This is a genomic window from Luteibacter sp. P4_D7_3, from assembly GCF_056401735.1.
In genome coordinates, this window is record NZ_JBFUIT010000255.1 from 1 (window position 1) to 5,829 (window position 5,829).

Annotated in this window: 7 protein-coding genes; 4 read left to right on the forward strand and 3 right to left on the reverse strand. The window is 64.7% G+C overall.

The window, feature by feature from the left end; all coding sequences use genetic code 11:
- Positions 1-528 (reverse strand): FHA domain-containing protein (locus AC1DSN_RS17255; protein WP_477331873.1); only part of this gene is annotated, 528 nt, incomplete at its 3' end.
- Between the two features lie 128 nt (positions 529-656).
- On the opposite strand from AC1DSN_RS17255, the gene AC1DSN_RS17260 reads away from it, so the two are divergent.
- Complete coding sequence (locus AC1DSN_RS17260; protein WP_477331875.1) at positions 657-932, forward strand: polyhydroxyalkanoic acid system family protein; 276 nt, start codon at positions 657-659, stop codon at positions 930-932.
- An 87-nt stretch (positions 933-1,019) separates the two neighbouring features.
- Positions 1,020-1,238 (forward strand): translation initiation factor IF-1, encoded by a 219-nt coding sequence (infA, locus tag AC1DSN_RS17265; RefSeq protein WP_019466733.1) that lies wholly within the window; start codon positions 1,020-1,022, stop codon positions 1,236-1,238.
- Between the two features lie 141 nt (positions 1,239-1,379).
- On the opposite strand, the gene clpA is transcribed toward infA, so the two are convergent.
- Positions 1,380-3,647: an ATP-dependent Clp protease ATP-binding subunit ClpA gene (gene clpA / locus AC1DSN_RS17270; RefSeq protein WP_477331877.1), complete on the reverse strand. Its 2,268-nt coding sequence runs from the start codon at positions 3,645-3,647 to the stop codon at positions 1,380-1,382.
- A gap of 77 nt (positions 3,648-3,724) precedes the next feature.
- Complete coding sequence (gene clpS / locus AC1DSN_RS17275; RefSeq protein WP_046966087.1) at positions 3,725-4,057, reverse strand: ATP-dependent Clp protease adapter ClpS; 333 nt, start codon at positions 4,055-4,057, stop codon at positions 3,725-3,727.
- Positions 4,058-4,182: 125 nt separating this feature from the next.
- Here clpS and AC1DSN_RS17280 point away from each other — a divergent pair, with 125 nt between their 5' ends.
- Positions 4,183-4,671 (forward strand): NUDIX hydrolase, encoded by a 489-nt coding sequence (locus tag AC1DSN_RS17280; RefSeq protein WP_213947949.1) that lies wholly within the window; start codon positions 4,183-4,185, stop codon positions 4,669-4,671.
- The gene (mnmA, locus tag AC1DSN_RS17285) at positions 4,668-5,786 is read left to right on the forward strand and encodes a tRNA 2-thiouridine(34) synthase MnmA (RefSeq protein ID WP_477294896.1); all 1,119 of its coding nucleotides are present in this window, start codon (positions 4,668-4,670) and stop codon (positions 5,784-5,786) included. Before AC1DSN_RS17280 ends, mnmA begins: the two co-directional genes overlap by 4 nt.
- Positions 5,787-5,829 lie beyond the last annotated feature (43 nt).

Consider the following 5,829-nt stretch of genomic DNA (forward strand, 5'->3'; position numbering starts at 1 on the left):
GACGCGCACGGCGTGGCGGGCGGGCACGCGGGCACCATCGAGGATCAGCTCGCCATCCTCCCAGGCCAACACGAGCAGCGCGGCATCGTTGCCGGGTAATTCCAGGGGCAGCGCGCCGTGCGTGGCGCCGAGTTCAAGGCGGTCACCCACCGGAATGGTGCGTCCGGACAGCGGTCCGGCCACCGGGCGCAGGGCCACCGTGCAGCGGGCATCGGTCGGTGCGGCTACCTCGCGTGCGTCGAGATCCGCGTCGTCACGGATGAGCATGCGGCAGTCGCCCAGCGAGAGGCTGTCGCCCGCCCGCAGGAGGGCGCGCTCACGCACGGGACGCGCATTGACATAGACCCGGCCGGCATCGGGCACGACATCCAGCACCAGGCCGCGACGGTCGCGGTGGATACGGACATGGTTGGCGGCTACCTGGCTCTCGGAGACGACGAGGTCGTTGTCGTCGGCGCGACCGATCGTGAGGACGGGCCGTGACCAGTGGAAATCACCGCGAGCCGAGCTGACGAATTCGATGCGCATGGAGGAACCGGGACGTTGACGAAGCGACTTTAGCAGAGTGCGGTATCTGTTTGAACGCAAAGGTGTCGACGTCACGTGATGCAAGGGCCTGATAAACTCCGGCGCTTTCCAATGGACGAGGACGCCTCATGGCGAAGATCGATATCCGCCGCCCGCACGGCAAGACCGTGGCCGAGGCGCGCGCCGTGGTCGAACGTGTGGCCGATCGCATGCGTGAGAAGTTCGGCACCGAGGGCGCCTGGGATGGCGACACCCTCACCTTCCAGCGTTCGGGCGTCAAAGGCGYCATCGCCGTTTCCCCCAGCGATGTGCACGTGACCGCCGAGCTCGGCATGCTCCTGTCGCCGCTGAAGGGCGCGATCGAAGAAGAGATCCGCAAGAAGCTCGACGAACAGTTCGCCTGAGCGCCCCCCGGCTGGCTCGCAAGGGCCAGCTGTGGCATACTAATGGACTTATGCGGCCATTCCGGCCGTTCATCCGACCCGGAACACATGGCAAAAGACGACGTCATCGAAATGGAAGGCACGGTCCAGGAGACCTTGCCCAACACCATGTTCCGCGTGCAGCTCGAGAACGGGCATGTCATTACTGCCCACATCTCCGGCCGCATGCGTAAGCATTACATCCGCATCCTGACGGGCGATAAGGTGAAGGTCGAAATGACCCCCTACGACCTGACCAAGGGTCGCATCACCTACCGCATGAAATAAGCGACGTTGATGCGATAACGAGAAAGGCCGCGCAGTGCGCGGCCTTTTTTCGTGCCTGTAAGAAAGCCCGATGCCTTCTGTGGGAGCCGCTTCAGCGGCGATGCCCTTTGGGGGCACCGCCACTTAAGATCCTGACGGACCTTATGCCGTCACATGCGCCGGCTCCGCCGACTCCGTCTCCACATGCAGCTCGTCGCCTTCGACCGACAAGGTGACCTTGCCACCCTCGGCCAGCTTGCCGAACAGCAACTCGTCCGCCAGTGCACGCTTGACCTTGTCCTGGATCACGCGGGCCATCGGGCGAGCACCCATCTGCGGATCGAAGCCGTGCTCGGCCAACCAGCGACGAGCCTCCGGCGTCACATCCACACTGACCTTCTTCTCGGTCAACTGGGCTTCCAGCTCGATCAGGAACTTGTCCACCACGCGCAGGATGTGGTCGAAGTCCAGGGCGTTGAACTGGATGATCGCGTCGAGACGGTTGYGGAACTCCGGCGTGAACATGCGACGCAGGGTCTCCATGGCATCCGGGGCGTGGTTCTGCTTCATGAAGCCGATGCCGCGACGCGAAGCCAGCTGGGCGCCGGCGTTCGTGGTCATGACGATCACGACGTTCTTGAAGTTGGCCTCGCGACCATTGGTATCCGTCAGCACACCGCGATCCATGACCTGGAGCAGGATGTTGTAGACGTCAGGATGGGCCTTCTCGATTTCGTCCAGCAACAGCACGCAATGCGGATGCTTGGTGATCTGCTCGGTGAGCAGGCCACCCTGGTCGAAGCCGACATAACCCGGAGGCGCACCGACCAGGCGCGAGACCGAATGCGCTTCCATGTACTCGGACATGTCGAAGCGGACCATCTCGATACCCAGCTGCATGGCGAGCTGCTTGGTCACTTCCGTCTTGCCGACGCCCGTGGGACCGGCGAGCAGGAAGCTACCGATCGGCTTGGACGGATCGCCCAGGCCGGAACGGGCCATCTTGATCGACGAAGCCAGGGCCTCGATCGCGGCGTCCTGACCGAACACGACCATCTTCAGGTTGCGCTCGAGGTTACGCAGCACGTCGCGATCCGACGCCGAGACCTGCTTGGCCGGGATACGCGCCATCTTGGCCACGATGTATTCGATCTCGGCGACGTCCACTTTGCCCGTGCGCTGATCTTCCGGCAGCAGGCGCTGGCGGGCACCGGCTTCATCGATGATGTCGATGGCCTTGTCCGGCAGCAGGCGGTCGGGGATGTGCTTGACCGAGAGGTCCACCGCGGCGCGCAGCGCCTCACCCGTGTATTCCACGGAGTGGTGTTCCTCGAAGCGGCTCTTCAGGCCCTTCAGGATTTCGATGGAATCGGCCACGGTGGGCTCGACGACGTCGATCTTCTGGAAGCGACGAGCCAGCGCGCGATCCTTCTCGAACACGCCACGGAATTCCTGGAACGTGGTCGAACCGATGCAACGCAGCTCACCCGAAGCCAGCATCGGCTTGATCAGGTTGGAGGCGTCCATGGTGCCGCCGGACGCGGAGCCCGCACCGATGATGGTATGAATCTCATCGATGAACAGGATCGTGTTGGGCTGCTTCTTGAGCTGGGCGATGACCGCCTTCAGGCGCTTTTCGAAGTCGCCGCGGTACTTGGTGCCGGCAACCAGGGCGCCAAGGTCCAGCGACCAGATCGTGCAGTCTTCCAGCACTTCCGGGACCTGACCCTCGACAATGCGCTTGGCCAGACCTTCGGCCAGGGCGGTCTTGCCCACGCCGGCTTCGCCGACATAGAGCGGGTTGTTCTTGCGCCGACGGCAGAGCACCTGGATGGTCCGCTCGACCTCGTCCTCGCGGCCGATGAGCGGGTCGATCTTGCCCTGGATGGCAAGCTCGTTCAGGTTGCTGGCGTAYTCGCTGAGCGGGTTGCCCTTGCTCTCGCCGCCTTCCTCGCCATCCCGCTCGGGGTTGGACGACTGGGCTGCCGACTCGTCGCCGATCTTGGSGATGCCGTGCGAGATGTAATTGACCACGTCCAGGCGGGTGATTTCCTGCTGATGCAGGAAATAGACGGCATGGGAGTCCTTTTCGCCGAAGATAGCGACCAGCACGTTGGCGCCGGTGACTTCCTTACGGCCCGAGGACTGCACATGGTAGACGGCGCGCTGCAGCACCCGCTGGAAGCCCAGCGTGGGCTGCGTATCGCGCTCGTCCCCGGCCGGAAGCACCGGCACGGTCTCGGCGATGATCCGCTGGAGATCGGCCGCGAGGCGCGGCAGATCGACGCCACAGGCCCGCAAGGCGGCCAGGGCGGAGGTGTTTTCAGTCAGGGCGAGCAGCAGGTGCTCGACCGTCATGAATTCGTGGCGTTGTTCCCGGGCCTGCTTGTAGCAGTGCCCGATGGTGACTTCGAGATCCTTGCTGAACATACGGACCGTCTCCGATAGCTGTGGGCGGCGGGGACCAGCCCCTGTCAATGCCGCATGAACACCAAATGGGGCATCGCCTACATCTTTTCCATAGTGCACAACAGCGGGTGCTGGTGAGACCGTGAGTATTCGTTGACCTGTGTCACCTTCGTTTCTGCCACCTCGCGGGTGAAGACCCCGCACACGCCCTTGCCCCGGGTGTGTACGTGGAGCATCACCTGGACCGCGCGTTCCTGGTCCATGCCAAAAAAGCTACGCAATACCTCGATCACGAAATCCATCGGGGTGAAGTCGTCGTTGAGCAAAACGACCTGGAAGAGCGGCGGCCGCGCCGTCTCCGGACGCGTTGTTTCGATGGCGAGGCCGTGGCCCCGGTCGCTTTCCTGATCGTGTTCGTGTTCCTGGGACATTAATTAAGAACCTTCGGTACGCGATTCGATTATATACACCGGTTTCCCGACCGCTTCGGGGTCGACATCCACAGGTAATGGCACAATATGCCTTTTACCAGAGCCCCTCCCCCCCCATTAAGCCGATGCCATCCTCACTTTCCCAGGCCGAAAACGTTTGGTGCCCCCGTGTCACGGTGGCTTGCGTGGTCGCGCGCGGCGATCGCTTCCTCATCGTCGAGGAGGAGATTTTTGGCGAGCTCGCCTACAACCAGCCCGCCGGCCACCTCGATCCGAACGAAACGATCCAGGCCGCCGCGGTTCGCGAAACCCTCGAGGAAACCGGCTACACCATCGTCCTCGACGCCTTTCTTGGGGTCTGGCAGTGGATCAGCCACGAACACGGCGAGCAGGTGCTGCGCTTCAGCTTTGCCGGCCATGTGGTCGCCCATGACCCGGATCGCACGCTCGACGAAGGCATCCGCCGCGCCCTGTGGCTGCGCCGGGACGAGATCGAGGCCCTGGGCTCGCGCCTGCGCAGCCCGCTGATCCTGCCCACCCTCGATGCCTGGCTGGACGGCCGGCGCCTGCCGCTGGATACGGTGGACAGCCTGCTGCCCCAGGCAACGCCGTGAAGGTCATCCTCGGCGTCTCCGGCGGCGTGGACTCCTCGGTCGCGGCCCTCCTGCTCCAGCAGGCCGGGCACGAGGTCGAGGGCATGTTCATGCAGAACTGGGAGGAAGACGACCGTTCCGGCCCCTGTACCACCGACGACGACCGCAAGGACGCCGTGGCCGTGTGTGGCCGACTGGGCATTCCGTTCCACGCGCGCAACTTCGCCGGCGAGTACTGGGACGGCGTCTTCGCCTACTTCCTGGCCGAGTACGCGGCGGGCCGGACGCCCAACCCGGACGTGCTCTGTAACCGCGAAATCAAGTTCAAGACCTTCCTCGAGCACGCACAGGCCCTGGGCGCGGAAAAGATCGCGACCGGTCACTACGCGCGCGTCGACTTGCACGAGGGCCGCTACCGCCTGCTGCGCGCGGTCGACGCCGCCAAGGACCAGAGCTACTTCCTCCATGCGCTGGGCCAGAAGCAGCTGGCCGCCACCCTGTTTCCGGTCGGCGAGATCGAGAAGCCGCTGGTTCGCGAACTGGCCCGCGAAGCGCACCTGCCCACGCATGCCAAAAAGGACTCCACGGGCATCTGCTTCATCGGCGAGCGCGACTTCCGCGCGTTCCTGGCCCAGTACCTCCCGGCCCGGCCCGGCCCGATGGTCGACCCCGACGGCCGTGTCATCGGCGAGCACCAGGGCGTCATGTATTACACGCTCGGCCAGCGCAACGGCCTGGGCATCGGCGGTCGCGCCGATGCGCCGAACGAGCCCTGGTATGTGGTCGGCAAGGATGTCGGGACAAACACACTGATCGTGGCCCAGGGCGGCGAGAACCGCTGGCTGCAGTCCTCGCGGCTCACCGCCACCGATGTCACCTGGGTGGCCGGCGAACCACCCGCGAACGGCGCCGAGCCCTCGGGCCCCGGTTTCCGCTGCACCGCCAAGACCCGTTACCGCCAGGCCGACCAGGCGTGCACCGTCGAACTGCGCGGCGACACGCTGCACGTCGTTTTCGACGAGCCGCAACGCGCCGTCACCCCCGGCCAGTCCGTGGTCCTCTACGACGGTGAGGTCTGCCTCGGCGGCGCGGTGATCGACGCCACCAATGCCCCCTACGGCGGCCTGAGCCCATGACGCACCGCACTGCTCTTGTAGGAGCCGATTTATCGGCGATGGG